The sequence below is a fragment of the Streptococcus sp. FDAARGOS_520 genome, from assembly GCF_003812685.1.
Lineage (GTDB): Bacteria > Bacillota > Bacilli > Lactobacillales > Streptococcaceae > Streptococcus > Streptococcus agalactiae.
In genome coordinates this window covers 1,521,335-1,547,940 of the sequence record NZ_CP033810.1, presented here as the reverse complement: position 1 = coordinate 1,547,940, position 26,606 = coordinate 1,521,335, and the positions used below count along the sequence as shown (strand labels likewise).

Genomic DNA, 26,606 nt, shown 5'->3' with positions numbered 1-26,606 from the left:
TCCCTTCTCCTTTCTAAGCTACATCGCCTTTTTCTAAAGCGATAATTTCTTTTTGTTTTGGTGTTTCACGAATTTCAAACAATGAGAAACTGTCAAATGTTAGTGATTTTAAATAAGAGAACGCTTTTTCTGCTTCTGTATGTTTGATATGAGTGTACTTCGTCACATTGAAATGATGTTTCAATCGTGAATGTTGCAAACGGATGAACTGACCTTTTTTAGATGCAAATAGGTTTTGACTAGCGATTTTACCTGATGCGTCAAAATATTCTTTAGCAAAACCATAAGCTTGTTTGCTGATAATACTTTTGATTTCACTAGCTTCTACATCGTCGATGTGGACTTTTTTATCAATTTCAATTGCTAAAGACCGAACTTCTTCAACATCTTTTTTAATGGCTTCTTGGGAAGCTTTTACTTGCTTTTGAGAAGATAAAACCTCAATCATCATATCTTCAAGCGTCATTCCTTTGACGACTTCAAGAGCGTCTTTTTCGTTCATTTTTGATAATTCTTTACTCATTGATTATTACCTCTTCTATAATTTTTCTATTCCCGGATGGAATGATTTTGTACATTTCATCACACCAAGACTGGACTGTGTTAACCATCTTGGTTACTTCCGTAACTGAATAATGTGCATTGACATTGTTGATAATTGGCTTAAAACGAAGTGGCGCCATTTTCGTATCGAAGAAGTTTTGCACGTCACTAATGATTGAGGACAGCTCACTTATCGAAGTAACAAGGTTCTCAAGTTTTTCTTTTTTGCCCTCGAGGTGACGAATCTGGTTTGTTACTTCAATAGCTCGTTGTGACTCAAGCTTTATTGTCGATAACTCAAGCTTTTTACTATCTAGCTCCCATTCAGCTTCTTCAAGTGTTGTGGAAAGCTCTTTATTTTTATCTAGTAAAGTCCGGTTAAGTTGCTTTGTAGATTCATAATCATCTGGAACTTTTTCGATTACGACTTCTTTTTCAACGACTTTAGCACTCAAGGCTTGTTCGGCTAGTCTCTCATTTTGTTGTTTTAACCGTTCTTTGTCAGCTTCTGCTAGTTTGAGTTGGCGTTCTAACTCTTTGTATTGCTTATGAGTTGTAATATCCCCATCAAAGACTTTTTGATTGAGTTCTGGATTGGCAGACGGCTTTGACATTTCTGATTGAAGCTTTTTTGGAAGTTCTTCAAATGTTTCGATATTCAATTGTTCGCTTTGCGAACGAATGAAATTATAATGATTAATGTACTCATAAGCTTTTGTTTTTCTAAATCCAAGGCTTGAATACCACTCTTCAAAACAACCATATCTATTTTTTGCCAAAACTTCTTGAGCTTTAACAAGTTGCTTACCTATTTCATAAGCGCTTTTGCTTTGAATTCCATAGATAATATTTGAACGCTCTTGTAAAAATTCTTGAGTTTCAAAATCAACAAGTGAATAGTCAAAATCATTTTGTGTTGTTATTTCCTGCATTTTTCTCCTTTCTAGTGTTGTGTTAGTTTTGTTCTATTTCTAAGAGTTTGCGTTTAAACCGCAATGTTTGGTAAAAAAATAATATCATCTAATGATATATCGAATATATAGGCAATTTGATAAGCCTTTGTAACACTTGGCTCTGTATTACCTCTTTCCCAGTTGCCCCATGTATCTTTGGAAACTTTCAAAGCTCTTGCAGCCTCTTCTTGACTCCAGTTTTTTGTTGCTCTTAAAGCTTTCAACGTCATTTTCGTCATTCTCCCACCCCCTTTCTATCTGTTTTTAGTACCTCTAATCTGCTATAATGTGAGCAGAAAGGAGGTGAATGTGATGTTTGACTATTTCAAACTTTATACAATTGTCTTGGAAACCTTTGTGGAAACCAAACCAGACGACGCTTATAGCTTATTTGATAATCTAAGTCTTAACAGTGAATTTGTAAAATTCTCTAAAGACTTAGATAAAAACATTGTAATATCAGGCACTTTAGAAGTAATTGATAATTTACTTGATGATTGCTTGATAAAAGGAAAACGTCGCCCAACAAAAGATATTACTTTCTATTTTTTCGATGGCGTAACAACAACTGGTTACTTATATCTTCAAAGTCTTAAAGATAATAATTTTTCGAGCCGTTTAAAGAATATCCTTAAAGAAGAAGGTATCCCTCTTACACCAACTTCTATCACAAGGACTATCGCCAAACTAACCTTGTGATTTTGTAAAACTCTTGGCAATTATGGAAAGTGTTACTTCAACATAGCCATCGCCAAGGGTTTTTGTCTTTACAGAATCTTCAATAACATAATGAATCCTTTTATCATCTATCAAGAAATGATTATCGGTTTCAATGATGTTATGAAGCTTCGGCGCTGGATAGTTTTTTTGGCTATACGGATATTTTTTGGGGCGCATCTATTCCACCTCCTTTCTGTGGTATAATTGAAATAAAAATGTCGAGGTGAAAATATGGTTAATGATTTAAATAACAATTTCTATCTTAATGCTGACGATACTCTAAAACCCATTAAAAACGTTTTAGAACCAATTTCATATGCCCTTTATTCGATTATTGTCTACTTTTTAGGTCCGCAAATAGAACAAGGCATACAAGATAAAGCAAAAGTCGATTACTTAGTAAATGCTACTGCTAAAACTACAAAGCAAATACCTGAAGAATATTTTTCTGATGAAAATAAATTATTAATCGCACAGATAGTGGAAGATTCTATTTACAAATTATCTAATGAAGATTTTTGCAATTTATTCGCTTCACTTATTGCATCAAGTATGGATAAAAGAAAAACTGTCAAACCTATTTATTCTTCTATACTAAAAGAAATGTCGTCTTCAGATGCAAAACTATTACAATACTTTTTTTCGAATCGTTTTATATTTGAAATTAATATTCAAAGTAGTAATCATTTATTTTCAAATCCAAATTTATATAACTGGTATTGGGATAGTAAATATTATAAAGGGATCTATCCTCATAATTTTGAAGCAACTCGGAATTATGAACAACCCACAGAAATGGAAGAAATGTACAATAACGGCATTGATTTTTACCAAGATAATATTGAAACCGAAATTCAATTTTTAGTTAGTAAAGGAATAATTGCACCTGATCCCAATTTTTATTGTCACCAATTTATTCCAAGCATTAAAAAATTTTCACTTGAAAATGATGAAACTGTTCAGAAATTACTTAAAGAAAACGAATATTCCACACCGAAGACGATTATTTCAGTTGAGCATAAAGTATATTGTCTTACGACATTAGGGAATGAATTAAAAGATACTCTTATTAATGGAAGTGATATTTTATTTACCGAAGACGATCTTTAATTACACTTTTTATAATATCTTCAGAATTTTTATAATTTTGCTCCGATATTTTTAACCAAGAATCAGACAATACTCCAATGAGTCCTTTAGTAACAAATAATGACGTAATAAATGATGTAAAGAATGAGATTAAAATAATTTTTAATATCATAATTTTCCTCCTACTCCCTCATGGGAGTTTTTATTTTGTAATAAGCCAAGCGATCAGCCAAGTGATACCACCTAGCACCAATAGCGCTGGCAATACGCCGCCTTCAAATTCAATACTTGTTTTTTCTTTGCCATTACGACTAGTAAACGTGTGTTCTAAATCGCCTAGCATTAGTTTTTTCCAATTCATTTTGTACCTCCTAAAAATGTTATAATCAACTTATCCTAGTGGAAAGGAGGATAAGTCATGGCGAAAAATGGACCTAAAGGCGGCGGTCGTATCGGAGCCGTCAAAGGTCGCTCTCAGTCTCATAACCCTAAAACTGGACTTTATACCAAGCGTGACACATCTACTGGCAAGTTTATGGACACGAAAACTACTGGTGGAAAGTTCAAAGGTGTTAGGACTGAAAAGTAAGCGTTGGATTATCTTTAAGAACCTGATGCAGACCGATTGAAAAACGACTAACAAGTTCTTCATCTTGTTCTTTGTAGCCAACTTCATGTAGAATAGCATGTGTTAGTTCGTGGACTAGCACTTGCTTTTTCTTTTGCTCTGATAATGACTCACGAATATATATGATTTGTTGTTCGTAATCACAATACCCCCAGAGATTTCTATCATCATCATAAGCTTTGAAATGCTCCTGAATAACAACGTTATAGGTCATGCCACCTACTTTCAATAAATCCATTTACTCTCCTTTCATTCTTGCAGAGATACAGCCAATGTGCTAAACTAAACTTACCCCATTAGGGGTGGGGGAATTTCACCCCCCTATCCGATTACCATGTAATCAGATATTTGATTTTGAGCTTAAACCAAAGAATGTGAATTTCCAACTCGACTTCTTTGTGTTTAGGCTTTTTGTTTAGCCTAGATTTCATTAGCTGTACCTCCTTTCGTTTTGCTTAATTCCTTAAGCTTGATTATATTATACTGCGGTTAAACCGCAATGTCAAGTATTTTTTTGCGTTTTTTTACGGTTTTTTAATTTTTTTATTTACTTTTTTGCGTTTTTGCCGTAATATATACATTATAAGGAGGTGCAAAAATGTCTTCAAAAAAATTAGAGAACAAAGAGATATTTTCTAAAAACCTTGCATTTTATATGGAGCGAAAAAGAGTAGACAGAAATACACTATGTGCAGACTTAGGACTGAAGTATACTACGGTTAGAGATTGGCTCAAGGGTATAACTTATCCACGAATAGGGAAAATAGAACTTTTGGCTGAATACTTTTCAATTAACAAGTCAGATTTGATTGAAGAACACTCTACTAATGGAGCAACTTCCAAAGTCAACTTTGATCCAAGGCAAGCAATTCTCTTATCTAACTATTCAAAACTTAACAACGTACGAAAGAATAAGTTGCTGGCTATATCTGAGACACTTTTATCTGAGGAACAAGGCAAAGTGATAAACTTGCAAGAGAAGATGGCAGAATACGGCTCCAGAAAACGTGTAAGTCTATCTGTACCCGGTAAAGTGTCTGCTGGTACTGGATATTGGCAAGAGGATGACTATGACACAGAGGTTGACTTCTACGCTGATGAAATACCAGATGAAAAAAACTATGACACCGTTGCGGTTGTTGTCGGTCACTCAATGGAACCAAAAATAAAAAATGGCGACTTTTTATTTATTAAGCTGGCTGATCAAGTTGACATTAACAAAATTGGTATTTTCCAAGTTAACGGTGAAAACTATGTCAAGAAATTAAAGAACGACTACCTCCAGTCACTTAATCCAAAGTATGCTGACATCACACCAGCTGAAGGAGATGATTTCAGAACCATTGGTGAGGTGGTAGATATTTATAGAGAAGGGTAGTCTGTGGAAAACTTGACGACATAGAAGATTTTAATGTTTATAGATTTATGAAAGCGTATAGGTTAAACACCATCTGCGATGAAGCGATGGTAGTAAATGAGTTTAAAAATTTAATTTAGGAGATTTATGATATGAAAAAACCTTTTTATAAAAAGTGGTATTTTTGGACACACGCTATACTACTATTAGTTTTAGGATTTTCGTTTTTTGTCATTTACAGATTGGCAGAGACTAATATTGTTAACGAGAAGAAAATAGCAAAATTAGAAAAAACTCAAGAAAATAAAACGACGTCAGGTATTAGGAAAACCATATCCGATTTTACCAGTCGTTTTGACGAAGAATTGTCTGTCAGAGCTATTAAATTTTATCTTAATAAAGATCAAGTTGTATCGTCTTTTGGTGATGAAGTTAAATTGGGTGGAGGTTACTTAACTATAAATAAACCAAATAATGACAAAACAAGAATGTTAGCAACAACAACAGATTTCAAAAATAAAATCATTGTGCCGATAGAATTCAAAAATACAACTGGGGAAACAAAAGGTTTTGATACAAGAGATATTTTCGCCTACAATGGAGATGAAACTATTTCTTTTGATTCAGTTATCAGCGAAAATTTAGATAATGACGGATATAGCGTTGTTGTAAAAGATGGAGAAACAGCAGCGGCTAGTATTGTTTTTGGGACAAACAGCAAGATTAAAGATATCAAAGTGAGATATAACTCAGGATTATGGAAATAAAAAAAGCCCCACGCTCAAATTTTGTCCAAGGAGAGCGTGAGGCAAATTCTAGTATAGTAAAAACCTGCTTTTTGGGAGGGGCTTTTACCATACCTATTTTAACAGAAAATGAGGTAAAAAACAATGTGGATAGAGGAGCTAGCCAACGGGAAATTTAAATATATCGAAAGATATACTGACCCTCTAACAAATAAGTACAAAAAAGTATCTGTGACACTAGATAAAAATTCTAGTCAAGCTCAGAAAAAAGCTGGTTTAATATTGCAGGAAAAGATTGAAGATAGGCTCGCTATCAGAAATCACTCAGAAATGACTTACGGAGAACTTAAAAAGGAATATCTAAAGCAATGGATACCGACCGTCAAAGACTCCACAAAACGTGGTTATTTAGTATCTGACAGTCATATAGCAACCGTGTTACCAGATGATACAATTATCAACAAGTTGACTAAACGTGATATTAGACTAATCATTGATAAACTATTAAAACACAATTCGTATCATGTTACGCATAAATGTAGAAAGAGATTGCATGCTATATTTTCTTATGCGATACAAATGGACTATATGACAAGTAATCCGACGGAGAACGTCTTAGTTCCCAAACCAAAGGATGATTACAAGCCTGAAAAGGTGCTTTATTTAACATCTAACGAGGTTTACGACCTGTGCAATAGAATGATAGACAATGATGAACAAACGCTCGCAGACATCGTTTTATTCATGTTTTTGACGGGTGTACGGTATGGAGAATTAGCTTGTCTGACTTACGACAAAATAGATTTTGAAAATAAAGAAATTCTGATTAATGCAACTTACGATTTTAACACACGAGAAATCACTACGACCAAGACCAAAAAATCAACACGCAAAATATCTGTATCAGATAATATTTTAGATATCGTCAATAGACAGAAAAAGACAAGTTCATTCGTCTTTCCAAATTCGAACGGTGTACCGATTTTAAACGCGTACATCAATAAGCGATTGAAAATTTATGGAGATTATCACACGCACTTATTTAGACACTCGCATATATCATTTTTAGCAGAAAAAGGGATACCGCTAAATGCGATAATGGATAGAGTTGGTCACAGCGATCCAAAAACAACATTATCTATTTACAGTCACACAACTGTAAATATGAAAGAAATTATAAATAAACAAACTGCCCCTTTTGTGCCCCTTTTAAAATCGGAATAAAACAAAAAGCCTTTAATACAAAGGCTTTTGACGTTATTTACATGTCCCCTGCCGGAATCGAACCAGCAATTACTCCTTAGGAGGGAGTTGTTATATCCATTGAACTAAGGGGACCTAGTAAAAAAACTGCCCACAGGCAGATTTTTTACGTCTTGGTTGTCCAGTTTTAAAACATAGTTACTATCCTCAAACAACCAAGCATTTTTAAAATCTGATCATCAAAATTAACGACGGATTTCTTTAATACGTGCAGCTTTACCTTGCAATGCGCGTAAGTAGTAAAGTTTAGCACGACGTACTTTACCATAACGAACAACTTCGATTTTATCAACACGAGGAGTGTGAATTGGGAATGTACGCTCTACACCGATACCACCAGAAATTTTACGTACTGTGTACATTTCTGAGATTCCTTGACCTTTACGTGAGATAACAACACCTTCAAAGATCTGAATACGTTCGCGAGTACCTTCGACAACTTTAGCGTGAACACGTACAGTATCACCAGCACGGAACTCAGGGATATCAGAACGAAGTTGACCTTCTGTCAAACTTTGAATTAATGGATTCATTTTTATTCTCCTTCTCTTACTAATCTTAAGTACTTGTCTCAGCGGATTAGCCGTTTTTTGTGCGTCCATCACACACTCTCACAATTCTACCAAATTTTAACCTACTTGTAAAGCTATTTTATCTAGAAGAACAAGGTGTCATCCTTTAGAATAGTTATTTGTATATTATTTAAATTTGATTTACTGTTTCTAGGTTAGCTTTTTTCTGATTTTTGAGAGTTTAATTCATTTAATATTTGATTTTTTAAGCTACGTTTTCTATATTAGCTTTCGTGTCACTTAACTCTTTCCCATAAAGTTGAAATCCACATCAACTTTTTATCTTATAATGCATTTCACCATCGCGACTTAAATGCTTGTAGACATTATCCTAACCTAAGTTCCTACACATTCAATTGGATTTTACAGTATTTTAATGACAATCATAAAATCAATTTCTTTGAAGAAATTATATTAGCCACATAATTTTTGCATTCATAAAATTGACAAACTCCATTTTTATAAACTTTAAGAGAATAAAAAAGAGAACGGAATATTCCGTTCTACAAACTGATAAACTCTTTTAAAACTCATCACTAACTATCTAGATTGAGCACCATAAATCGTATGAGCATGTGATATGGAGTAAGCAACAAGACATACAATAACAAAATAAGGAGTGTTGGCAAAGCCAAAGACTTCGCCTCCTATTAAGATAGGACCTAACAGAGTATTCGTTGCACTCCCAAAAACGCTAGTATAGCCTAAAGCAGCAACTAAAATAACTGGCAAACCTAAAATGGGCGCAATAATCACTCCTAAACTTGCTCCGATTGCAAATAAGGGAGTTACTTCTCCTCCCTGATAACCTGCAGCCAAAGTAATAACTGTCAAACACAATTTTAACAACCAATCATAATCATAAAGGTTCTTATTAGTGAAGCTAGCCTCAATTAGATTTGTTCCCAGTCCTGAATATCGTCCAAAATGGAAGATAAACAATAAAAAAGTAGCTAACAATCCAAGTGTGAAAATCCGTTTATATGGGTTTAGCAACCTACTAGAAGCAATTAATTTAGCTTTAGCCAATAAATAAGCAAATAAATTACCACACAGACCAAAACATAGTCCTAAAACCAATAATTTTAGAATAATATCTGGTGTTAACGCCATTGATGTTGCTATACTATGAGAAAATTTTTCTAAACCTAAAGAATGTGAGACGAAATTTGCTGTCAGGGCAGCAATTAAACTTGGTAATACATACGAAACCATTAAACGACCTACTACCAAAACTTCAATCGCAAAAAAAGTAGCAGCTAAAGGAGTCTGAAATAAACCAGCAAAACCTGCTGCCATTCCCATTACTAGGAAAAGTTGAGAAGCGTTTTGTAAACGGCAATATTTTTGAAAGTAGTGTGAAACGGTAGCCCCAATCTGTACAGCAACCCCCTCACGACCTGCACTACCACCAAATAAGTGGGTTAACCAAGTTGTTAATATCACGAGAGGAACAAGACGTTTCGGAATAGTCTCCTCATTACCATGACCTACTTCAAATACCAATCCCATCCCTTTAACACTCTTACCCCCAAATTTTTGATAGACAAAAACTATAAATAAACCAACAATGCTAAGAAAAGGGAGTAGGTAAGCTATATAATCACTTCTAAAGGCTGTCAGGAATAATAGAACACGTCCAAAGACTGCTGTAATAGCCCCAACCACACCACCAATTAGTAAGCTAAAACCTAAAACAAGTACGTACTGAGCATAATTATCAAATCGTTTAATCACCGTCTACAATATTCTCCTTTTGATAAACACGAGATTCTGTCATAATGTCTTTGAAAGTTGCTCGTATCACATCGTCAAATTGATGGTTTTGGACTTTCTTCAATACATTGTTAAGCACTTCGTTTTCACGATTATTATCTAAAACTGGAAGTCGATGTTTCTTTTTAAATGCTATGACCTCTAAAATTAGACCCATTCTAGTTTCTAAAAGGCTTACTAATTGCTGATCTATTTCATCTATTTCTTGACGAATCTCTTCTAATTCCATATCTATATCTCATATTCTAGTTACAAAAGATGGTAAAAAAGTTAAAAAGACGACTCGTGTTCGTCTTTTTGGTAGCTTAGTTAAGTTTAGAAGCAATTTCTTCAGCAAAAGCTTCTAAGTTTTCAATGTCTTCGTCTTCTGCCGCTAAATCAACTTTAACACAATCAGCACCTTTTTGTGCTCCTGTTAATGCGAATTGAGCCTCGAACTCATCAACAGATTTGCAGAAGTAATCATAGAAAGTATCACCTGAACCCACTACGCCGTAAACTTTACCAGATAAATCAACCTCTGCTAAATCTTCATAAAAGTCCACGATTTCATCTGGTAAATCTCCATCACCATATGTATAAGTGGCAACAATTGCAATGTCAGCATCTTCAAAATCTGCAGCATCAACCATCGTACACTCTTCTACTTCAACATCTAGACCCAAGTCACGTAATTTATCAGCAACAATGTCAGCAATTTCTTCAGTATTTCCGGTCATGCTAGCATAAACAATCTTTGCTAAAGCCATATCTTCCTCCACTTGTAAATTACCACTATTCTATCATATTTTTAAAGAATCGTGAAGGTTATTTTAGATAGCTGTCATAGTTTTCTTGTAGCTTATGTAGTAAAGTATCTTTCTCTGAATCACTTGTAAAGGAGGCCTTCACAGCGTTTTGATTGAAAACAAGAAAGTCTTCTATTTTCGTTCCAAAATAAGTTACGAAAAGACTATATTCTTTCGTCAAATTTGTATCGGAAACAGTACGATTATCTGTATTAATTGTAATCTTACCTCCAGCATCATAAAGTTCTTGATAAGGAAAACTTTGAATACTTGAGGCTGCTTTTGTTTGTAAATTGCTAGTTAAACACATCTCTGCTACAGCATCTTCTTCGACAAATCGCTTTATTAAATCCCTCTGTCCTGTTAAAGCTGTCACATGTCCCATACGCTTAATCCCTAAATTTAAACTATCCGCAATATGCTTAGCACAACCACACTCACCTGCATGTAAAGTCATCGGGTAACCTGAGCGTTTTACTTCCTGAATAAGATCTACTAAACTATCTGTTGGATAGGAAAATTCATCACCTGCAAAATCAAAACCTACCAGGCCTTTGGGAGCCAAATCAACAATGTGTTTAATAATGTCCTTGGTCGTTTTATGAGACGATTGGCGCATACCGCAAACAAGGGCGCGTGCAACGATATTAAATTCTTTCTGAGCGTCTGCTAAACCTTCTAAGACTGCAAGGACTGTATCACTTGCAGTTAAACCTTTATCCATAGAGAGTTCTGGCGCAAAACGAATCTCAATATAAATAACATTTTCTAAAGCTGCCTGTCTAGCAACATCATAAGCAGCAAAACGTAATGCTTCCTTCGTTTGAAGAAGCGGTCTGATAAACTCAAACGTTTTAAGGTAATCTACCAAGCTTTCTGTTTGAGCTGGAGCTATAACATATTTTCTTAATTCTTTATCACTACTCGGCAGTATTATATCAGCCATATTAGCCAATTTTCTAATAGCTGGTAAAGAAAGTGAGCCATCTAGATGACAATGCAACTCCGCCTTAGCCAATTCTTTTAATACTGCTTGTGTCATAATTTATCTCCTATTAAAAAGCATTTTTACTATATTAACAAAAGTTAGCTAAAAAGCAATACATTTACAAAATATTATTATAAAAAAGATTATTAGTTAGCAGTATCCGAATTTTATAAAAAAATAACATACCATCATATAAAAATAAACAAACATTGTGACCGCTATCTTAATTTCTTTCCTCAATAAAAGATTTAAGCTATAATATAGTCAACAATATAGCCTTGTTCTTCACTAAAAGACAAAACAGTTAGGTAGGTAAAAAATGATTATTTTTCAACAAATTCTTGATAAAATCAAAGAGTACGACACCATCATTATCCATCGACATATGAGACCAGACCCTGATGCTCTTGGTAGCCAAATCGGCTTAAGGGATATCATCAGGCATAATTTTCCAAAGAAAAAAGTACTTGCTACTGGTTTTGACGAACCCACTCTCGCTTGGATTGCTAAAATGGATCAAGTGACCGACCAAGACTATCAAGGCGCTCTTGTTGTTGTTACAGATACAGCAAATACCCCACGCATTGATGATGAACGTTATAAAAAAGGTGACTTTTTAATTAAAATTGACCATCATCCAAACGATGAAGTCTATGGAGATCTCTCTTATGTAGATACTAACGCCTCTAGTGCAAGTGAAATTGTGACAGACTTTGCTCTTTCTTGTGATTTGTTGTTATCAACAAGTGCAGCAAGAGTTCTATATAATGGTATTGTAGGAGATACAGGACGCTTTTTATATCCTGCTACCACAAGTAAAACACTGAAGATTGCTAGCAAACTTCGTGAATTTGACTTTGATTTTTCTGCAATGGCACGTCAAATGGATTCCTTTCCTTTCAAAATTGCAAAATTACAAGGCTTTATTTTTGAGCAACTTAAAATTGACAAGAACGGCGCTGCATGCGTTACTTTAACACAAGAAGACCTAAAACGCTTCGATGTAACAGATGCAGAGACTGCTGCAATCGTTGGTGTACCTGGAAAAATTGATATTGTAGAAAGTTGGGCAATTTTCGTTGAACAAAGCGATGGGCATTATCGTGTGCGCCTACGTAGTAAGTCACACATCATTAATGAAATAGCTAAACGTCATAATGGTGGCGGACATCCTTTAGCCAGCGGAGCTAATTCTTATAGTTTGGAAGAGAATCAAGCTATTTACCAAGAAATCCAGGAAATACTTTCTTTATAATTTTACTTTTTTTATCAAAACACTTGTCAAGACTATTCTTATTTGATAGAATAGAGTGGTTAATAACTATGACTCAGACGAGTTATGGCAGAAAGGAAATTTTTAAAGATGAAAAAAGACATCCATCCAGATTATCGTCCAGTTGTTTTCTTAGATACAACTACAGGTTACAAATTCCTTAGTGGTTCAACTAAATCAACTAAAGAAACAGTAGAATTCGAAGGTGAAACTTACCCACTTATTCGTGTGGAAATCTCATCAGATTCACATCCATTCTATACAGGACGTCAAAAATTCACTCAAGCAGATGGACGTGTGGACCGTTTCAACAAAAAATATGGTCTCAAAGACGCAAACGCTGCTCAATAAGCATAGCATTAATTTTAAAAGCACTTCTATTAGAAGTGCTTTTTTCTATGTTTGAGCCTATCACGTACAAAGAAAAAAAGATGATATCGTATCCGATATCATCTTTTAAATATTAATGAGACATAAGGTCTTGGGCAACTTCACGTCCAGACATTTTAGCTGGGAAGTATGTTGGCCAGTTTTCCATTTCCTCAAATAATTTTTCTTGGCTTTCTGAACCCCAGAAGATATGGAAGTGTTCAGCTTTATTCGGTTTAATACCATGGTCACTAAATTGGATATATTTGAATTGACCAGCATCTTTTTCTTTAGCTTCAAAGAGATAACGTACTCCACGATTACCTTTTTTATAAGTTAAGATTTTGTAACCTGCATATTTGTATGTAAATGTTTGTGATTTACCATTACGTACAAAGGTCATTTGATGTTTTTTACCATCAATCTTGATTGATTCTACGTCAGTCTTGTAACCTGCTGTATAATATTTTTTGTACTCTGCAGCAGTCATATCTTTTTTAGATTTAGCTTTGTAATCCCAAACTGGATCAAGTGTCCCATCTTGAAGAAGAGGATATACTGATTGCCAATTACCAGAGTAATCTGTCAATTTACGGTCTTTAACATCTTTAGTTTTAAAGTAACCTGTTTCAACTGTTTTAGTTTTATCTTCTTCAGGAGCTACTTCTTTACCTGCAACATCTGTTGTCTTTTTAAGAACTTTCAAATTACGTCTCATAACTGAGAAGTAATCTTCGCCAGCTGCCATTTCTTTTTTAGAAAGTCCTTCAAGTGGACTAAGCACAGCTGTTTTCACGCCAACTTCATCTGCTAAAGTTTTAGCAACTTTATTTGAAGCATTTTCTTCAAAATAAATGTAGTTGATGTTATATTTCTTGATGTATTTAGCTAATTCGCCTAAACGTTTTGATGAAGGTTCTGCATCTGGAGTAAGACCAGCAATTGGAACTTGATTTAAACCGTAATCAAGCGCCATGTAACCAAACGCTGCGTGTTGAGTCACAAAACTCTTTTGTTTAGCATTTGACAAACCATTTTTGTATTCTTTGTCAAGCTCTTTTAATTTTGCAATGTAAGCATCTGCATTTTTGTTAAATGAAGCTGCATCTTTTGGATAAGCTTTGACAAATTTATTACGGATGTTTTCTACAACAGAAATCGCACGTTCTGGAGACAACCATACGTGTGGGTCAAGTTCATGATGATGCCCTTCATGACCATGTCCTTCATGTTCTTCACCTTCTTCTTCGACGCCTTTAGTAAGTAACATATCGCCAGTACCTTTAATAGTTGTTACTTTTTTGGATTTAACTGACTTAGCTACTTTTGGAGCCCAAGTTTCCATGTTATCATCCATGTAAACAAAAGCATTTGAATCTTGGATGGCAGCGATGTTTTTAGTTGATGGTTCAAAATCATGCGGTTCTGTACCTGCTTTAATTAACATAGATACATCAGCTTTATCACCAACGACATTTTTTGTAAACTCATAAACTGGGTAAAAAGTTGTTACCACTTTAAGTTTACTATCAGCCCAAACTTGTTTAACTTGAACAAGTTGCCAAGCTGCAAACATAGCTACAAAGCTCATCAATAAAAGAAATTTCTTTCTCATTTTTTCTCCTTTTTATTTAACCCGTTATTTACCGGTTAATATTTTACTAGTAAAGTATAGCACGATATTTTTTTTTTGCAAGTTTTATATACTTATGCAAGCGTTTTTATCTTAAAAAACCCGGAAAATATTCCGAGTTTTTTAATCTCCCATTGAAAAGCGATTTGTCATTAAATTACTTGCATCAAATAGAATACGATTTAACAATTCTTGGCTTTCTTTTTGGATATAGTCACTCATTTCTTGATTTTTCTGTTGAAAATCAATCTCTTTATTCTCAGCAACTTCTCTATCAACACCGTTAATATGTGCATGTCCTTGAGCCATCGTTCTCTCGATATAGCTTTCAATATCAGCTTCATGTTGATAAAAGTGTGGATCTGCTAGAGCTGCAATTAAACGATTGGTCCAATAAAAATTATCTGTTGAAGCATCCTTGGTTGTATTCGAAAAATAGTTTGGTACAGTCTCAACTTGTGTAAACAACGGCACCATGGTTGCAAATGGCATAGAGCCATAAGATAACCATTGAACACCTGTCGTTTCAAGTGATTTATTTGGTCGTAATTGTAGAATAGACGTTTGACTAGTTCGGTTGATACCAACTGAACGAAAAGCTCTCCTACTTACCGCATCCCCTTCTGGTCCATATGGGTCATACACACTGTCTTGATAATGATCACTCAACACATATTTAATATCCTCAACAGTAATTTTTCGGTAAGGCTTTTGACACCAGGGAATAAACAAGCTACGTGGATCCTGTTCAATTTCAGGATTTAAAAAACGCTGCATTGCCCAACTTCTTGGTGTGTTGTAATGACGATCTTTATCACGTTGGCTACCAAAAGCATATCGAGGATTGAAATGCTCATTAGAATAGGTCAAATCTAAATGGTATTGTTCGATAAACTCTTTCAAATCACTAGAGCACATGTAGTCATCACAGTTATTAAATTCAAAATGATCAATTCCTAGTTGGTTAGGATTAGTAACATAAACATCATCAGGTACGCGACGAGCAATCCAATGATGCCCACCAATTGTTTCTAACCACCATATTTCTTCGGTATCTGAAAAAGCAATACCATTTGATTCATAGGTTCCATATTTTTCCAAAATAGCACCTAAACGCTCCACACCTTCTCGCGCTGACTGAATATAGGGAAGCACTAAAGTGAGTATATCCTCTTCCCCTATACCATCTGAAACCAAAGGATCTGCACCCAAAACGCGGGAATTCGTTGTAATAGTTTCTGTAGCACTCATCGCTACATTTTTACTGTTAATACCGGCTTCACCCCATATACCATCTTTTCCCAATGCGTCCGGTACTGAAGTATAAGGAAGTGGGTTATCTGGTAAATCTACTTCAAAATTTGATAAAACTGATTTGTAATGACGCGGTTGATCTTTAGATGTCATTACCTTTAATTTTTTGGGTGTGAAATCGCCATTAACAGAGTCTTCCGTTCTAGCGATCATAGTCGAACCATCATAAGAAGCCTTTTTACCAACCAATATTGTTGTACAAGCCATGTGAATATCTCCTTCTATAATTCATCTGCAATTTTATTTATTTTCCGTAAGCGATGGTTAACGCCACTCTTACTCAGAGGCGTTTCTAAACTGTCTGCTATTTGTTGAATAGAGTAATCTGGATGAGCCACACGCACCTGAGCTACTTGTCTTAAATCACTAGGCAGTGCATCAAAACCAATAGTATCCATAATCTTGATAATATTATTGATAGTCTTCATACTAGCTGTGATTGTTCTAGCAATATTAGCTGTTTCAACGTTGTTAGCACGATTAATATCATTACGTGTCTCACGTATCATTTTAATCTCTTCAAAAGCATCTCTAGCTTCCATGGCATCAATGACTATCAAGAAATCCATAATATCTTCTGCTTTTTGCAAATAAGTTACTGCTCCATGTTTATGTTCAATAACCTTTGCATCTAACATAAATTTTTTCATAAGATTAGCTAAGTCTTGTGCATGGTCTAGATAAACAGAAAAAATTTCTAGTTGATATTTCCCAGAATCAGGTTCTCTAACAGTACCCGTTGATAAGAATGCTCCCCTGAGATAAGCTCTTCCATTTTCATCATTGTCCAATATAGAGTGTTCAATACCAGTTTCAATACCAAAAAAAGCATCAGCCAACTTCAAATCAGCAAGAATAACATCAACTTTTTCTTCAATAAAAACAGTATACACACGATTCTTTCGTAAGTTCGTTTTTTGATGGTATTTGATTTCTGGCTGCAAATGATAATGTTCTTCTAGCATGCTATAAATATGACGAGCAATTTTAGCATTTTCTGTAGTAATAGAAAGGTTAAGGCCGTGGTTAGCTAATCCTAAACTACCTGACATTTTGATAATAGCTGACAGTTCCATCTTATTTTCACTCTTATGACCTAGCAGCTCTTCTTTGACTTTTACTGTAAAACTCATAAATGTGTTCCTACTAAATTCATTAGTTCCTCAACAACGAAGTCACCATGATGGAAGGCTCCACCTTTTTCTAATTTTAAAAAGTTAGACGAGATGACACGTCTGGCATGTTTTCTAAGCCCTGAAAAATCATGTTCAACCTGTACCAAATACTCATCAAAATGATTGTTTTCCATATAAGACTCTGGCACTTTTTCAATATTAACCAAAACTGTATCGATAGCATCTTGTCCTAAATGACGTTTCAATACTTCAACGTGGTCTGCGTCTGTAAAATGCTCAGTTTCACCACGTTGTGTCATAATATTGCATACATAAGCTACCTCTGCCCGAGTTTCTAAAAGAGCTTGTTTAATTTCTGGAATAACTAGGTTAGGTAAAATAGAGGTGAAAAGTGACCCTGGCCCCAACACAATCATATCACTTTCTAAAATTGCATCAACAACTTTGCGGCTGGCCGTAGGAGTCTCTTCATTATAAGTATTAGTGACATACACATGGTCAATCATGCCTTTATAATCGGCTATTTGACTCTCTCCAACCACTTCATGGCCATCTTTAAAAACAGCATGCAGAGTGAGCGGATGTTCACTAGATGGATATATCTTTCCTGTTGTATGAAAGAACTGTGTTAAACTCTGCATAGCGTTATAAGTTGAACCTTGCATTTCAGCAACACCAGCAATAATAAGATTTCCTAAAGGATGACCTGCAAAATCCCCATCACCTTCTGCAAAACGATATTGGAAAATTTGTTCGTAAAACTTCGGCATATCACTCAAGGCAACCAAAACATTTCTTAGATCTCCTGGTGGTGTTAGTTGCATAACTGAGCGCAACTCACCTGACGAACCACCATCATCTGCAACCGTGACAACCGCTGTAATCTCAACATCTTCTAAGCGAAGACTTTTCAAAATAACTGGAATTCCCGTTCCTCCGCCGATAACGGTTATTTTAGGTTTTCTCATGAACGATTTACCGTCTCCTTACGCTTATTTTTATCACGATGGCTTTCATTAACTGTCCAATCTGCTTTTAAATCTTCTGATAATCTATGAGCAAAAGCGGTGCTACGATGTTGCCCACCTGTACATCCGATTGCCACAGTCAAAACAGATTTCCCTTCATTTTGATAGCCTGGTAAGATTGGCTTTATTAAGGCAAGAAGATGGTCATAAAAATCATCTGATTCATCAAAACTCATGACATAGTCATAAACCTCAGTATCTAAACCTGTCTTATCTCTTAATTCTGGTTTATAGTATGGATTTGGTAAAAAACGCACATCGAATACTAAATCCGCATCCAAAGGTATACCATATTTAAAACCAAAACTCATAACTTCGATACGAAAAGAACTTTGACTATCTTGATTTGAGAATTCTTTAGAAATGACCTTACGTAGTTGTCTTGGTGTTAATTCACTAGTGTCCACAACGTTCTGACTCATACTTTTAAGCGGTGCTAATAGTTCTCTCTCTAGAGAAATACCATCTAACACTCTGCCGTCGGCAGCAAGAGGGTGGCTACGACGTGTCTCTTTATATCGTGACACTAGCTCGGTGTCAGTAGCATCTAAAAATAGAATCTTAAAGTTAATATTATCATTAATTTCAAGGCTATCCAAAATAGAGTTAATTTCTCTAAAGAAAAGACGACTACGCATGTCAACTACCATAGCAATCTTGCTTGTATCTCCTGATTGTGCTGCTAATTCTAAAAACTTAGGCACTAGAGTAGGCGGCATATTATCTATTGTAAAATATCCTAAATCTTCAAATGACTGAATAGCCACTGTCTTTCCTGCCCCACTCATACCTGTTACAATCACAAGTTTGATTTGTTCGTCTGACATTACGATTACCTCTTTCTCTTATGTTTTATGCCATTATACCACAAATGGCTAGCAATTAGGATTTTACTTCAGAGGAAAAGAAACTCATTCTAAATAGTAAAATCTTGTCGGAATGCTCCCAAATTTGGTAAACTAGACCCAAAGGAGTTTATTATGCTTTATGAAGTAACCTCATCAAACACTCAAGGCGTTGATGGAAAAGTTTATCTCTCCAATGGAAAAATTGTGGAGACCAATCACCCTTTAAATCATTTACCAGGATTTAATCCTGAGGAATTAATTGCTTTAGCATGGTCAACATGTTTAAATGCAACTATAAAAGCTATTTTAGAACAAAAAGGATTCAAAGACCTAAAATCTCGCGTTGATGTTACTTGCCAGCTCATGAAGGAAAAGCAAGTAGGTAAGGGATTTTATTTCCAAGTTAACGCTGTTGCTAGTATTGAAAAACTGTCATTATCTGATAGTAAGCTAATCGTTAACAAAGCACACAGCAGATGTCCGATTTCAAAATTAATTTCAAATGCTAAAACAATCAATCTAGACACTGTTAAATGGTCAGTTTGAATCTTTACAAGTTAGTGCTTTCATATTATAATAAAACACGTGCATAATCGAGTATTTCTCGGACTGGTTCGAAAACTTCCCAGAATAAAAAACTAAGTGACTGAAAATATGATTGAATTTAGAAAACTAAATTCATTTTTTCGTGTGATCTTGGTAACTGCCAAGATCTTTTTTATTGCCATGACTATTGTTAATAGTTTCATAAAAGCATAGAACATTCACTAATATTAAAAGAAAGGAGACAAATGAATAAAGAAAAAATTATTATCGATTGCGATCCCGGTATTGATGATACCTTAGCACTGATGTATGCTATTCAGCATCCTAAGTTAGAAGTTGTTGCTATTACTATAACAGCAGGCAATTCGCCTGTTGAGCTAGGACTAAAGAATACCTTTGTAACGCTTGAATTACTAAACCGTCACGACATTCCAGTTTATGTTGGTGATAACTTGCCTTTACAACGTGAATTTGTATCTGCTCAGGATACTCATGGAATGGATGGCCTTGGAGAGAATAACTTTACATTGGCGCAACCAATTATCTTTCAAGAAGAATCAGCAGATTGTTTTTTAGCAAACTATTTTGAACACAAAAATGATACTTCTATTATAGCTCTCGGACCTCTGACCAATATCGCTCGAGCCTTACAAACTAATCCCAAATTAGGCAAACATTGCAAGCGATTTATTAGCATGGGAGGAAGTTTTAAATCACATGGCAATTGTTCTCCAGTTGCTGAATACAACTATTGGTGTGATCCTCATGCTGCACAATATGTATTTGAAAACCTTGACAAAAAAATAGAGATGGTTGGACTAGACATCACACGTCATATTGTATTAACCCCCAATCATTTATCTTATATGGAGCGTATTAATCCAGACGTATCAAGTTTTATCCAAAAAATCACAAAGTTCTACTTCGATTTTCACTGGCAATATGAGCATATTATTGGATGTGTGATAAATGATCCTTTAGCTATTGCTTACTTTGTTAATGAAAATATCGCTACTGGTTTTGATAGCTATACCGATGTTGCTTGTCACGGAATCGCCATGGGACAAACAATTGTAGATCAGTATCATTTTTATAAAAAAGATGCTAACAGTAAGATTTTAACCTCAGTCAATACTAATTTATTTTGGAATGATTTTATGACCGTCCTATTACATGCACAAAATTCAGTCATCATTGAAGACTTAGAAATGTTAGGACTTAACAAATGACAAAATCACCTGCTCGTTTAATTTCATTTATCTCAATCGCTATCGCCATCAACCTTGTTGGGGCTAATTTAGCTCTATTTTTACGCCTACCTATCTATCTAGATACTATAGGTACATTGTTAATAGCAGTTATCCTGGGACCATGGTACGCTGCCAGCACTGCTTTTCTCAGTGCACTCATCAATTGGATGACTACTGATATTTTTTCACTTTATTATTCACCAGTCGCCATCGTGGTTGCTATCATTACGGGTATCTTGATTAAAAGGAATTGTAAACCCTCTAGCCTATTGTGGAAATCACTGATTATTTCTTTACCAGGAACTATTATTGCTTCAGTTATAACAGTTATCCTTTTTAAAGGAATTACCTCTAGTGGCTCAAGTATTATAGCACAATTCTTACATGGAATTGGATTAGACATGACAAGTAGTTTGATACTTGTTCAAGTTGGAACAGATTATATGGATCGACTAATCAGTCTTATCCTTGTCTTTTCGACAATCACATTGTTAAAAAAACATAGTCCCAATTTAATTAACCAACGATTCTAAAGACCATAATAAAAAAGCGCACTAGCTAGCGCTTTTTTATTATGGTTTGATACGATGTAACATACGTGGGAATGGAATAGCTTCGCGAATATGTTTGGTACCAGCAACAAAAGTTACCATACGTTCAATACCTATACCAAAACCGCCATGAGGAACAGAGCCGTATTTACGAAGGTCAAGGTAAAAGTCGTATTCTGATTTATCCATACCTAGTTCATCCATTTTAGCCACAAGAGCATCGTAGTCGTCTTCACGCATTGAGCCGCCAATGATCTCTCCATAACCTTCTGGAGCTAGAAGATCAGCACAAAGAACGCGTTCTGGATTTCCAGGAACTGGTTTCATATAAAATGCTTTAAAGCTTGCTGGGTAATTCACTACAAATGTCGGCACTCCAAAGTAATTAGAAATCCAAGTTTCATGTGGTGAACCAAAGTCATCACCATGCTCTAAATGTTCATAATCTGTATCTTCATCTGCTTCATGCTCTTGAAGAAGTGTAATAGCATCATCATAAGAAACACGCTTGAATGGCTCTGCGATATAACGTTTGAGAGCCTCAACATCACGTTCTAAAATATCAAGTGCTTGAGGCGCACGATCTAGAACGCCTTGGATCAATGCTTTAACATAAGCTTCTTGGAGGTCAAGTGATTCCTCATGTGACAAGAAAGAATACTCAGCATCCATCATCCAAAATTCTGTTAAATGGCGACGTGTTTTAGATTTTTCAGCACGAAAGACTGGACCAAAGTCGAAAACTCGGCCTAGAGCCATTGCTCCAGCTTCAAGGTATAATTGACCAGATTGGCTAAGAAATGCTGGTTTCCCAAAATAGTCTGTTTCAAATAACTCTGTTGAATCTTCTGCTGCATTTTCTGATAAAATTGGGCTATCAAATTTGATAAAACCATTTTGGTCAAAGAATTCATAAGTTGAATAAATAATAGCGTTACGAATTTGCATAACAGCCATTTGTTTACGAGAACGCAACCAAAGATGACGGTTGTCCATCAAGAAGTCTGTCCCATGCTCTTTAGGAGTTATAGGATATTCATGTGACTCTCCAATGACTTCAAGGTCAGTAATATCAAGCTCATAGCCAAATTTTGAACGTTCATCCTCTTTAACAATCCCTGTTACATAAACAGATGTTTCTTGGTTGAGACGTTTAATAACGTCAAATTTTTCAAGACCTGATTCTTCACCATATTTTTCAATGAAGTTTGGTTTAAAAGCGACACCTTGGAAAAAGGCAGAACCATCGCGCAACTGTACAAACGCAATCTTACCTTTACCTGATTTGTTAGCAACCCAAGCACCAATAGTAACTTCTTGACCAACATAATCTTTAACATCAACAATTGAAATAAGTTTTTTTGACATAAGTTTCTCTCTATTTTTATTTAATTAATTTCATTACTTCCCATAAAGACATGCAGTCTACGAACAGCTTCTTTAAGGGTTTCAAGATCTGTAGCATAACTCAGACGAACATTTTCCGGCGCTCCAAAACCAGCACCCGTTACTAAAGCAAGTCCAACTTCTTCAAGAATGGCATCCGTGAATGCTGTAACATCCGTATATCCTTTCATTTCCATTGCTTTTGTAACATTTGGGAAAAGATAAAAAGCACCTTGTGGTTTAACAACCTCAAACCCAGGGACCTGACACAACAATGGATAAATGATATTAAGGCGTTCTTCAAATGCTAGCCTCATTTTTTCAAATGACTCTTGAGAACCATTTAAAGCCTCAATAGTAGCATACTGTGAGACAGCCGTAAGGTTAGAAGTTGTTTGACTGACTACTTTAGACATTGCCGCTATAATATCATGATTACCCACTGCAAAACCAACACGCCAACCTGTCATCGCATAAGTCTTAGAAACTCCATTTATGACTATCGTTTGGTTTCGAATAGACTCTGAAAGGCTTGAAATAGGGGTAAAAATATTGCCATTGTAAACCAATCGACCGTAAATATCATCTGCTAAAATTAGGATATCATGTTCGACTGCCCAATTTCCAATAGCCTCCAACTCCTCAGCTTTATAAATCATACCTGTAGGATTTGATGGACTATTAAGAAGTATGACTTTTGTCTTATCAGTCCTAACAGCTTCTAACTGTTCCACAGTTACTTTGAAGTGATTAACTTCTTTTGCTGTGACAAAAACTGGCTTACCTTCAGCCATCTTAATCTGATCAGCATAAGATACCCAATAAGGAGTCGGAATAATTACTTCATCACCGGGATTCAGTACTGTCATAAAGAAAGTATAAAGGATAAACTTAGCACCAGTTCCCACAACCACCTGATTAGGTTTAAGGGAGTAGCCATAAAAACGTTCAAAATACGCATTAATTGCTGACTTCAACTCCGGCAAACCACTTGATGGTGTGTAAAAACTTGCACGTCCATCTGTTATAGCCTCAATAGCCGCTTGCTGAATGTTTTTAGGAGTAGCAAAGTCAGGCTCCCCTAAAGTTAAACTAAGAATATCTCTTCCTTGTACTCTGAGTTCTCTTGCTTTAGCTCCCGCAGCTAAAGTAACACTCTCTTCCATATTGAGTACACGTTCTGACAAATAGGTCATTACTCCTCCTTTTATCAACGTACTACTATTATTTAATCTTGAGTCGCACTGTCAAAATCTTATTTTTAGACAATGATCTTTACCATTATATCAAAAATTTAGCCATTTCAGTCAAGACCTTGTTAATTTTTTCCTTAGAAATTTCAAAATCTCTACCAAGAGAATGCATGATGGTTTGTCCATAAGATTTAATAACCAATCTGCTATCCAAAATAATTACCGCTGACTTTTGTTCTTCTCTCCTTGTAGTACGTCCCAAGGCCTGTTTTAATTTTAAGACAGTCATTGGTAAAGAATAGTCATAAAAGAAGTTTTTCCCCTCTTTTGTTAAACTCTGCGATAGTTTCTGGATAAAATAGTCTTTGGGAGTATCAAAAGGCAATCGCGTGATAACTTCAATAAGACGATCACGATGTACAAAGTCAACACCTTCCCAAAAAGATCCTGTACCTAAAAGAAGATTGCTTTCTCCACGATCAAAACGTTTTTTAACGTTATAAGCTAAGCCATTTTTATCTTGAGTAAGATGTTTTATCTCCCACTTATCCAAATAATCAGATACCATAAACATTGTCTGTTTAGAAGTTAATAAGACTAAGGTAGGCTGCTTTAACGTCATTATATCTTGTAAACGCTTGGCTATTTCGTAAGCATACTGTTCCGGTGATAAATCAAGTATATTGGGCATAGAGGTATCAATCCATACTTTCTGATTGGCATTTTTCTCATGCGCTATCTTTTCTGTACTTATACTTGAAAATCCTCCTAAAAGATCTGACAAGTAGACTTTGGGACTGATTTGTAAAGTCGCTGATATCATATAGGTCTTTTTTGTGGGGGGGAGGAACTTTGAAAATTTAAGAAAATCTTCTCTCGCCCCACGTAAAATGGTTAAACGCTTCTCATTGACTTTGTCAGTTTCAAACCAATAGTTAGTATAAGTAGCTGTGAAAAAAGTTTGTAACTCATCTAATCCTACTACTTCTAAAGCGTTTATACTATTTTTTAGACGTTTCAACCAGGTCTCTGAAAATTCAAAAGAATTATGACGATAAAAAAGTTCTACTGCATGACTTAGCTCATAAGAGATACTTTCCAGAAGGCGCTTTTGTAATAATGGAATAGAACTATCAATTATTTTTTGAATAACCTGCAATTGGTGACTAATATCAAGTTGCCCACGAGAAAAATTTTCCAGTCCCAAAACAAGTTTCTGAGCTTCATCAAAAACTAAAACCTTCCCCTTTGCAAAATCTTTGTCATCCTGAACACGCTCAAGAAAATAAGCATGATTGATAATAACAAGTTGACTTTGTGCAACTTTATCATAACTGCGTTTCCAAAAATCCAGATCATAAAAAAGTGATGATTGAGTCACTTCTCCATCGTGTTTTAGCTGGTCAAAGTAAGATTCTAATCGTTGTTTTTGTTTAATTTCATCCAAATCACCTGTAGTCGTTTCCGTCAACCACACTAGCAGTTGCATTTTAAAACGATTTATCAATCGATTTCGATCCTGCACTTGGAGGCTCTTATAAAACGCATCTAACTTCAAGTAATTTCTCGGTCCTTTGATACTGTGACAGGGAATATGAAAAAGTTCTTGAATGTGCTTTATTTCTTTAGCCATTATTTGATCTTGCAAAATCTTTGTTGGAACAGATACTATTATTTGTTGTTTTTGAGACTGATCCAATAAAGGCAAGAGATAACCATATGTTTTACCAAGTCCTGGTTGAGCTTCTAAAAACGTTGTTGTTTGATCATTAAAATGCGCTTTAACCAAGTCAGCAAAAACAACTTGCTTAGGGCGAGCATCCATACCTAACAAAGCCATGTTAACTTGAAAATCACTAGATAATTTCTTAGGCTTTCCAACAGCTTTTTCTTTTTTTAAGACCAATCCTTGCCAGAAATAATATTCTTTAGGATTAACGAAATCAGCTTCTTGATAAGCTTCTTCAATCAATAAATAGGATTCGAACAAAAGATTATCAGCAAATGTTAAAATGGTCTCCAACACTTCTTTAGGTAAACTACTAATTTTAGCTTTTAACTTAATGAATAACTGTGCTGTAGCTCTTGCATCTGCAATAGCAGTGTGCGCATCTGTTAATTCAATATTTAAGCTTTCTGCTAATGCCCCTAAAGAATATTTTTCTAAACAGGGATAAAATACTTGTGATAATTCTACTGTATCTATCCTTGGTGTACGTAACTCGCAGCCTTCTAAAAATAGTTGCTCAGCCAATAAATTTGCATCGAACTTTACATTGTGGGCAACAAAAATACAATCTTCAATCAATTGATAAATGTGATGCGCCACTTGACCAAAATCCGGAGCTTTAGCCAACTGCTTATCCGTAATACCTGTCAAATGAACAATATGCTCATCCAAAGATTCATGAGGATTAACATCTGTTTCATAACTATCAATAATTTTATTTCCTTGGATAATAACAATCCCAACCTGAATAATAGAAGCATTGGGACCTGCTCCAGTAGCCTCCAAGTCAACTACTGCATATTTTCTAAGTTTTTTCTGGGTCATAGTAAGTCTATTATAGCACGCTATATCTATAAAACAAAACATGACTATACCTCAAAGATGCCATCACTCCAATAACCAAGATAAGATAATTTTTTAAGAAAT

The 26,606-nt window shown here is 35.1% G+C and carries 32 protein-coding genes, 1 tRNA gene and 1 riboswitch; of the genes, 12 read left to right on the top strand and 21 right to left on the bottom strand.

Annotated elements, in window-relative coordinates:
• Nucleotides 1–13: 13 nt before the first annotated feature.
• From EGX96_RS08285 to EGX96_RS08275, 3 genes are read right to left on the bottom strand one after another with little or no spacing between them, the layout of a single operon-like run.
• Nucleotides 14–523, bottom strand: a complete 510-nt coding sequence (locus tag EGX96_RS08285; protein ID WP_000032141.1) for an ORF6C domain-containing protein — start codon at nucleotides 521–523, stop codon at nucleotides 14–16.
• Nucleotides 516–1,475, bottom strand: a complete 960-nt coding sequence (locus tag EGX96_RS08280) for a hypothetical protein (RefSeq protein WP_001156316.1) — start codon at nucleotides 1,473–1,475, stop codon at nucleotides 516–518. Before EGX96_RS08280 ends, EGX96_RS08285 begins: the two co-directional genes overlap by 8 nt.
• A 53-nt stretch (nucleotides 1,476–1,528) precedes the next feature.
• A complete protein-coding gene (locus tag EGX96_RS08275) occupies nucleotides 1,529–1,735 on the bottom strand; it encodes a helix-turn-helix transcriptional regulator (protein WP_000164462.1) in 207 nt (68 codons plus the stop codon).
• 73 nt (nucleotides 1,736–1,808) lie between these two features.
• Here EGX96_RS08275 and EGX96_RS08270 point away from each other — a divergent pair, with 73 nt between their 5' ends.
• Entirely contained in the window at nucleotides 1,809–2,195 is a 387-nt protein-coding gene (locus tag EGX96_RS08270) for a hypothetical protein (protein WP_000460827.1), read from the top strand.
• On the opposite strand, the gene EGX96_RS08265 is transcribed toward EGX96_RS08270, so the two are convergent.
• Nucleotides 2,184–2,393: a hypothetical protein gene (locus EGX96_RS08265; protein ID WP_001247539.1), complete on the bottom strand. Its 210-nt coding sequence runs from the start codon at nucleotides 2,391–2,393 to the stop codon at nucleotides 2,184–2,186. The two genes, EGX96_RS08270 and EGX96_RS08265, sit on opposite strands and share 12 nt — an antisense overlap.
• A gap of 54 nt (nucleotides 2,394–2,447) precedes the next feature.
• Here EGX96_RS08265 and EGX96_RS08260 point away from each other — a divergent pair, with 54 nt between their 5' ends.
• A complete protein-coding gene (locus tag EGX96_RS08260; RefSeq protein WP_000245837.1) occupies nucleotides 2,448–3,326 on the top strand; it encodes an Abi-alpha family protein in 879 nt (292 codons plus the stop codon).
• Here EGX96_RS08260 and EGX96_RS11115 read toward each other — a convergent pair.
• Both EGX96_RS11115 and EGX96_RS08255 read right to left on the bottom strand, forming a co-directional pair.
• Nucleotides 3,307–3,477, bottom strand: coding sequence for a hypothetical protein (locus EGX96_RS11115; protein ID WP_017648335.1), 171 nt, complete (start codon nucleotides 3,475–3,477; stop codon nucleotides 3,307–3,309). The genes EGX96_RS08260 and EGX96_RS11115 overlap by 20 nt on opposite strands.
• A 30-nt stretch (nucleotides 3,478–3,507) precedes the next feature.
• Nucleotides 3,508–3,666: a hypothetical protein gene (locus tag EGX96_RS08255; RefSeq protein ID WP_001104157.1), complete on the bottom strand. Its 159-nt coding sequence runs from the start codon at nucleotides 3,664–3,666 to the stop codon at nucleotides 3,508–3,510.
• A gap of 57 nt (nucleotides 3,667–3,723) precedes the next feature.
• On the opposite strand from EGX96_RS08255, the gene EGX96_RS11110 reads away from it, so the two are divergent.
• Nucleotides 3,724–3,894: a hypothetical protein gene (locus tag EGX96_RS11110; protein WP_001097075.1), complete on the top strand. Its 171-nt coding sequence runs from the start codon at nucleotides 3,724–3,726 to the stop codon at nucleotides 3,892–3,894.
• Here the strand turns inward: EGX96_RS11110 and EGX96_RS08250 are convergent.
• Entirely contained in the window at nucleotides 3,878–4,171 is a 294-nt protein-coding gene (locus EGX96_RS08250) for an ImmA/IrrE family metallo-endopeptidase (protein ID WP_000364978.1), read from the bottom strand. The genes EGX96_RS11110 and EGX96_RS08250 overlap by 17 nt on opposite strands.
• A gap of 360 nt (nucleotides 4,172–4,531) precedes the next feature.
• Here EGX96_RS08250 and EGX96_RS08245 point away from each other — a divergent pair, with 360 nt between their 5' ends.
• The 4 genes from EGX96_RS08245 (at nucleotide 4,532) to EGX96_RS08230 (ending at nucleotide 7,260) form a co-directional block, all read left to right on the top strand.
• Nucleotides 4,532–5,311, top strand: a complete 780-nt coding sequence (locus tag EGX96_RS08245) for a S24 family peptidase (protein WP_000095652.1) — start codon at nucleotides 4,532–4,534, stop codon at nucleotides 5,309–5,311.
• Nucleotides 5,312–5,442: 131 nt separating this feature from the next.
• Nucleotides 5,443–6,057, top strand: a complete 615-nt coding sequence (locus tag EGX96_RS08235) for a hypothetical protein (RefSeq protein ID WP_000742866.1) — start codon at nucleotides 5,443–5,445, stop codon at nucleotides 6,055–6,057.
• Nucleotides 6,048–6,215, top strand: a complete 168-nt coding sequence (locus tag EGX96_RS11105; RefSeq protein ID WP_001867243.1) for a hypothetical protein — start codon at nucleotides 6,048–6,050, stop codon at nucleotides 6,213–6,215. The genes EGX96_RS08235 and EGX96_RS11105 overlap by 10 nt, the downstream gene beginning before the upstream one ends.
• Nucleotides 6,181–7,260: a tyrosine-type recombinase/integrase gene (locus EGX96_RS08230; protein WP_000264734.1), complete on the top strand. Its 1,080-nt coding sequence runs from the start codon at nucleotides 6,181–6,183 to the stop codon at nucleotides 7,258–7,260. Before EGX96_RS11105 ends, EGX96_RS08230 begins: the two co-directional genes overlap by 35 nt.
• Before the next feature lie 42 nt (nucleotides 7,261–7,302).
• Here the strand turns inward: EGX96_RS08230 and EGX96_RS08225 are convergent.
• From EGX96_RS08225 to add, 6 genes are all read right to left on the bottom strand, one after another.
• Nucleotides 7,303–7,374: transfer RNA gene (locus EGX96_RS08225), tRNA-Arg, on the bottom strand.
• Between the two features lie 110 nt (nucleotides 7,375–7,484).
• Nucleotides 7,485–7,832 carry a 50S ribosomal protein L19 gene (gene rplS, locus EGX96_RS08220; RefSeq protein WP_001068667.1) on the bottom strand — a complete coding sequence of 116 codons (348 nt, stop codon included), beginning with the start codon at nucleotides 7,830–7,832 and terminating at the stop codon, nucleotides 7,485–7,487.
• 579 nt (nucleotides 7,833–8,411) lie between these two features.
• A complete protein-coding gene (locus EGX96_RS08215; RefSeq protein WP_000595708.1) occupies nucleotides 8,412–9,608 on the bottom strand; it encodes a voltage-gated chloride channel family protein in 1,197 nt (398 codons plus the stop codon).
• Nucleotides 9,601–9,876, bottom strand: a complete 276-nt coding sequence (locus tag EGX96_RS08210; protein WP_000418127.1) for a chorismate mutase — start codon at nucleotides 9,874–9,876, stop codon at nucleotides 9,601–9,603. The genes EGX96_RS08215 and EGX96_RS08210 overlap by 8 nt, the downstream gene beginning before the upstream one ends.
• 76 nt (nucleotides 9,877–9,952) lie before the next feature.
• Nucleotides 9,953–10,396, bottom strand: a complete 444-nt coding sequence (locus tag EGX96_RS08205) for a flavodoxin (protein ID WP_001162136.1) — start codon at nucleotides 10,394–10,396, stop codon at nucleotides 9,953–9,955.
• 58 nt (nucleotides 10,397–10,454) lie between these two features.
• Nucleotides 10,455–11,477, bottom strand: a complete 1,023-nt coding sequence (gene add, locus EGX96_RS08200) for an adenosine deaminase (protein ID WP_000189639.1) — start codon at nucleotides 11,475–11,477, stop codon at nucleotides 10,455–10,457.
• A 265-nt stretch (nucleotides 11,478–11,742) separates the two neighbouring features.
• On the opposite strand from add, the gene EGX96_RS08195 reads away from it, so the two are divergent.
• Entirely contained in the window at nucleotides 11,743–12,678 is a 936-nt protein-coding gene (locus tag EGX96_RS08195; RefSeq protein ID WP_000583238.1) for a DHH family phosphoesterase, read from the top strand.
• A 108-nt stretch (nucleotides 12,679–12,786) separates the two neighbouring features.
• A complete protein-coding gene (locus tag EGX96_RS08190) occupies nucleotides 12,787–13,047 on the top strand; it encodes a type B 50S ribosomal protein L31 (protein WP_000710757.1) in 261 nt (86 codons plus the stop codon).
• Between the two features lie 112 nt (nucleotides 13,048–13,159).
• On the opposite strand, the gene EGX96_RS08185 is transcribed toward EGX96_RS08190, so the two are convergent.
• The 5 genes from EGX96_RS08185 to rapZ all read right to left on the bottom strand — a co-directional run bounded on the left by EGX96_RS08185 (nucleotide 13,160) and on the right by rapZ (nucleotide 19,003).
• Nucleotides 13,160–14,680, bottom strand: a complete 1,521-nt coding sequence (locus EGX96_RS08185) for a zinc ABC transporter substrate-binding protein AdcA (RefSeq protein WP_001227406.1) — start codon at nucleotides 14,678–14,680, stop codon at nucleotides 13,160–13,162.
• Between the two features lie 141 nt (nucleotides 14,681–14,821).
• The gene (locus EGX96_RS08180; RefSeq protein ID WP_000752457.1) at nucleotides 14,822–16,219 is read right to left on the bottom strand and encodes a C69 family dipeptidase; all 1,398 of its coding nucleotides are present in this window, start codon (nucleotides 16,217–16,219) and stop codon (nucleotides 14,822–14,824) included.
• 14 nt (nucleotides 16,220–16,233) lie between these two features.
• Nucleotides 16,234–17,145, bottom strand: a complete 912-nt coding sequence (gene whiA, locus EGX96_RS08175) for a DNA-binding protein WhiA (RefSeq protein ID WP_000011316.1) — start codon at nucleotides 17,143–17,145, stop codon at nucleotides 16,234–16,236.
• Entirely contained in the window at nucleotides 17,142–18,116 is a 975-nt protein-coding gene (locus EGX96_RS08170; RefSeq protein WP_001231102.1) for a YvcK family protein, read from the bottom strand. The genes whiA and EGX96_RS08170 overlap by 4 nt, the downstream gene beginning before the upstream one ends.
• A complete protein-coding gene (gene rapZ, locus EGX96_RS08165) occupies nucleotides 18,113–19,003 on the bottom strand; it encodes an RNase adapter RapZ (RefSeq protein WP_001278848.1) in 891 nt (296 codons plus the stop codon). The genes EGX96_RS08170 and rapZ overlap by 4 nt, the downstream gene beginning before the upstream one ends.
• 153 nt (nucleotides 19,004–19,156) lie before the next feature.
• Here rapZ and EGX96_RS08160 point away from each other — a divergent pair, with 153 nt between their 5' ends.
• The 3 genes from EGX96_RS08160 (at nucleotide 19,157) to EGX96_RS08145 (ending at nucleotide 21,353) form a co-directional block, all read left to right on the top strand.
• Nucleotides 19,157–19,570: an OsmC family protein gene (locus EGX96_RS08160; RefSeq protein WP_000965180.1), complete on the top strand. Its 414-nt coding sequence runs from the start codon at nucleotides 19,157–19,159 to the stop codon at nucleotides 19,568–19,570.
• 57 nt (nucleotides 19,571–19,627) lie between these two features.
• Nucleotides 19,628–19,672, top strand: a riboswitch (PreQ1 riboswitch).
• 143 nt (nucleotides 19,673–19,815) lie between these two features.
• Nucleotides 19,816–20,799 (top strand): nucleoside hydrolase, encoded by a 984-nt coding sequence (locus EGX96_RS08150; protein ID WP_001031097.1) that lies wholly within the window; start codon nucleotides 19,816–19,818, stop codon nucleotides 20,797–20,799.
• The gene (locus EGX96_RS08145; RefSeq protein WP_000167491.1) at nucleotides 20,796–21,353 is read left to right on the top strand and encodes an ECF transporter S component; all 558 of its coding nucleotides are present in this window, start codon (nucleotides 20,796–20,798) and stop codon (nucleotides 21,351–21,353) included. Before EGX96_RS08150 ends, EGX96_RS08145 begins: the two co-directional genes overlap by 4 nt.
• Before the next feature lie 39 nt (nucleotides 21,354–21,392).
• On the opposite strand, the gene asnS is transcribed toward EGX96_RS08145, so the two are convergent.
• From asnS to EGX96_RS08130, 3 genes are all read right to left on the bottom strand, one after another.
• Entirely contained in the window at nucleotides 21,393–22,739 is a 1,347-nt protein-coding gene (gene asnS / locus EGX96_RS08140) for an asparagine--tRNA ligase (protein ID WP_000038470.1), read from the bottom strand.
• Nucleotides 22,740–22,759: 20 nt separating this feature from the next.
• Entirely contained in the window at nucleotides 22,760–23,953 is a 1,194-nt protein-coding gene (locus EGX96_RS08135) for a pyridoxal phosphate-dependent aminotransferase (protein WP_000221826.1), read from the bottom strand.
• 85 nt (nucleotides 23,954–24,038) lie between these two features.
• On the bottom strand, nucleotides 24,039–26,504 hold the full coding sequence (locus EGX96_RS08130; RefSeq protein ID WP_000192261.1) for a bifunctional DnaQ family exonuclease/ATP-dependent helicase: 2,466 nt from the start codon (nucleotides 26,502–26,504) through the stop codon (nucleotides 24,039–24,041).
• Nucleotides 26,505–26,606 lie beyond the last annotated feature (102 nt).

Bases quoted from the DNA above. Each gene is read 5' to 3' on its own strand.
- EGX96_RS11105 (WP_001867243.1), top strand. From the start codon at position 6,048: ATGGAAATAAAAAAAGCCCCACGCTCAAATTTTGTCCAAGGAGAGCGT.
- EGX96_RS08270 (WP_000460827.1), top strand. From the start codon at position 1,809: ATGTTTGACTATTTCAAACTTTATACAATTGTCTTGGAAACCTTTGTG.
- EGX96_RS08235 (WP_000742866.1), top strand. From the start codon at position 5,443: ATGAAAAAACCTTTTTATAAAAAGTGGTATTTTTGGACACACGCTATA.
- EGX96_RS08285 (WP_000032141.1), bottom strand. From the start codon at position 523: ATGAGTAAAGAATTATCAAAAATGAACGAAAAAGACGCTCTTGAAGTC.
- EGX96_RS08280 (WP_001156316.1), bottom strand. From the start codon at position 1,475: ATGCAGGAAATAACAACACAAAATGATTTTGACTATTCACTTGTTGAT.
- EGX96_RS08230 (WP_000264734.1), top strand. From the start codon at position 6,181: ATGTGGATAGAGGAGCTAGCCAACGGGAAATTTAAATATATCGAAAGA.
- asnS (WP_000038470.1), bottom strand. From the start codon at position 22,739: ATGTCAAAAAAACTTATTTCAATTGTTGATGTTAAAGATTATGTTGGT.
- EGX96_RS08130 (WP_000192261.1), bottom strand. From the start codon at position 26,504: ATGACCCAGAAAAAACTTAGAAAATATGCAGTAGTTGACTTGGAGGCT.
- EGX96_RS08150 (WP_001031097.1), top strand. From the start codon at position 19,816: ATGAATAAAGAAAAAATTATTATCGATTGCGATCCCGGTATTGATGAT.
- EGX96_RS08245 (WP_000095652.1), top strand. From the start codon at position 4,532: ATGTCTTCAAAAAAATTAGAGAACAAAGAGATATTTTCTAAAAACCTT.
- EGX96_RS08170 (WP_001231102.1), bottom strand. From the start codon at position 18,116: ATGAGAAAACCTAAAATAACCGTTATCGGCGGAGGAACGGGAATTCCA.
- EGX96_RS08210 (WP_000418127.1), bottom strand. From the start codon at position 9,876: ATGGAATTAGAAGAGATTCGTCAAGAAATAGATGAAATAGATCAGCAA.
- EGX96_RS08135 (WP_000221826.1), bottom strand. From the start codon at position 23,953: ATGACCTATTTGTCAGAACGTGTACTCAATATGGAAGAGAGTGTTACT.
- whiA (WP_000011316.1), bottom strand. From the start codon at position 17,145: ATGAGTTTTACAGTAAAAGTCAAAGAAGAGCTGCTAGGTCATAAGAGT.
- EGX96_RS08250 (WP_000364978.1), bottom strand. From the start codon at position 4,171: ATGGATTTATTGAAAGTAGGTGGCATGACCTATAACGTTGTTATTCAG.
- EGX96_RS08180 (WP_000752457.1), bottom strand. From the start codon at position 16,219: ATGGCTTGTACAACAATATTGGTTGGTAAAAAGGCTTCTTATGATGGT.
- EGX96_RS08275 (WP_000164462.1), bottom strand. From the start codon at position 1,735: ATGACGAAAATGACGTTGAAAGCTTTAAGAGCAACAAAAAACTGGAGT.
- EGX96_RS08190 (WP_000710757.1), top strand. From the start codon at position 12,787: ATGAAAAAAGACATCCATCCAGATTATCGTCCAGTTGTTTTCTTAGAT.
- add (WP_000189639.1), bottom strand. From the start codon at position 11,477: ATGACACAAGCAGTATTAAAAGAATTGGCTAAGGCGGAGTTGCATTGT.
- rplS (WP_001068667.1), bottom strand. From the start codon at position 7,832: ATGAATCCATTAATTCAAAGTTTGACAGAAGGTCAACTTCGTTCTGAT.
- EGX96_RS08195 (WP_000583238.1), top strand. From the start codon at position 11,743: ATGATTATTTTTCAACAAATTCTTGATAAAATCAAAGAGTACGACACC.
- EGX96_RS11115 (WP_017648335.1), bottom strand. From the start codon at position 3,477: ATGATATTAAAAATTATTTTAATCTCATTCTTTACATCATTTATTACG.
- rapZ (WP_001278848.1), bottom strand. From the start codon at position 19,003: ATGTCAGACGAACAAATCAAACTTGTGATTGTAACAGGTATGAGTGGG.
- EGX96_RS08145 (WP_000167491.1), top strand. From the start codon at position 20,796: ATGACAAAATCACCTGCTCGTTTAATTTCATTTATCTCAATCGCTATC.
- EGX96_RS11110 (WP_001097075.1), top strand. From the start codon at position 3,724: ATGGCGAAAAATGGACCTAAAGGCGGCGGTCGTATCGGAGCCGTCAAA.
- EGX96_RS08185 (WP_001227406.1), bottom strand. From the start codon at position 14,680: ATGAGAAAGAAATTTCTTTTATTGATGAGCTTTGTAGCTATGTTTGCA.
- EGX96_RS08255 (WP_001104157.1), bottom strand. From the start codon at position 3,666: ATGAATTGGAAAAAACTAATGCTAGGCGATTTAGAACACACGTTTACT.
- EGX96_RS08260 (WP_000245837.1), top strand. From the start codon at position 2,448: ATGGTTAATGATTTAAATAACAATTTCTATCTTAATGCTGACGATACT.
- EGX96_RS08160 (WP_000965180.1), top strand. From the start codon at position 19,157: ATGCTTTATGAAGTAACCTCATCAAACACTCAAGGCGTTGATGGAAAA.
- EGX96_RS08265 (WP_001247539.1), bottom strand. From the start codon at position 2,393: ATGCGCCCCAAAAAATATCCGTATAGCCAAAAAAACTATCCAGCGCCG.
- EGX96_RS08205 (WP_001162136.1), bottom strand. From the start codon at position 10,396: ATGGCTTTAGCAAAGATTGTTTATGCTAGCATGACCGGAAATACTGAA.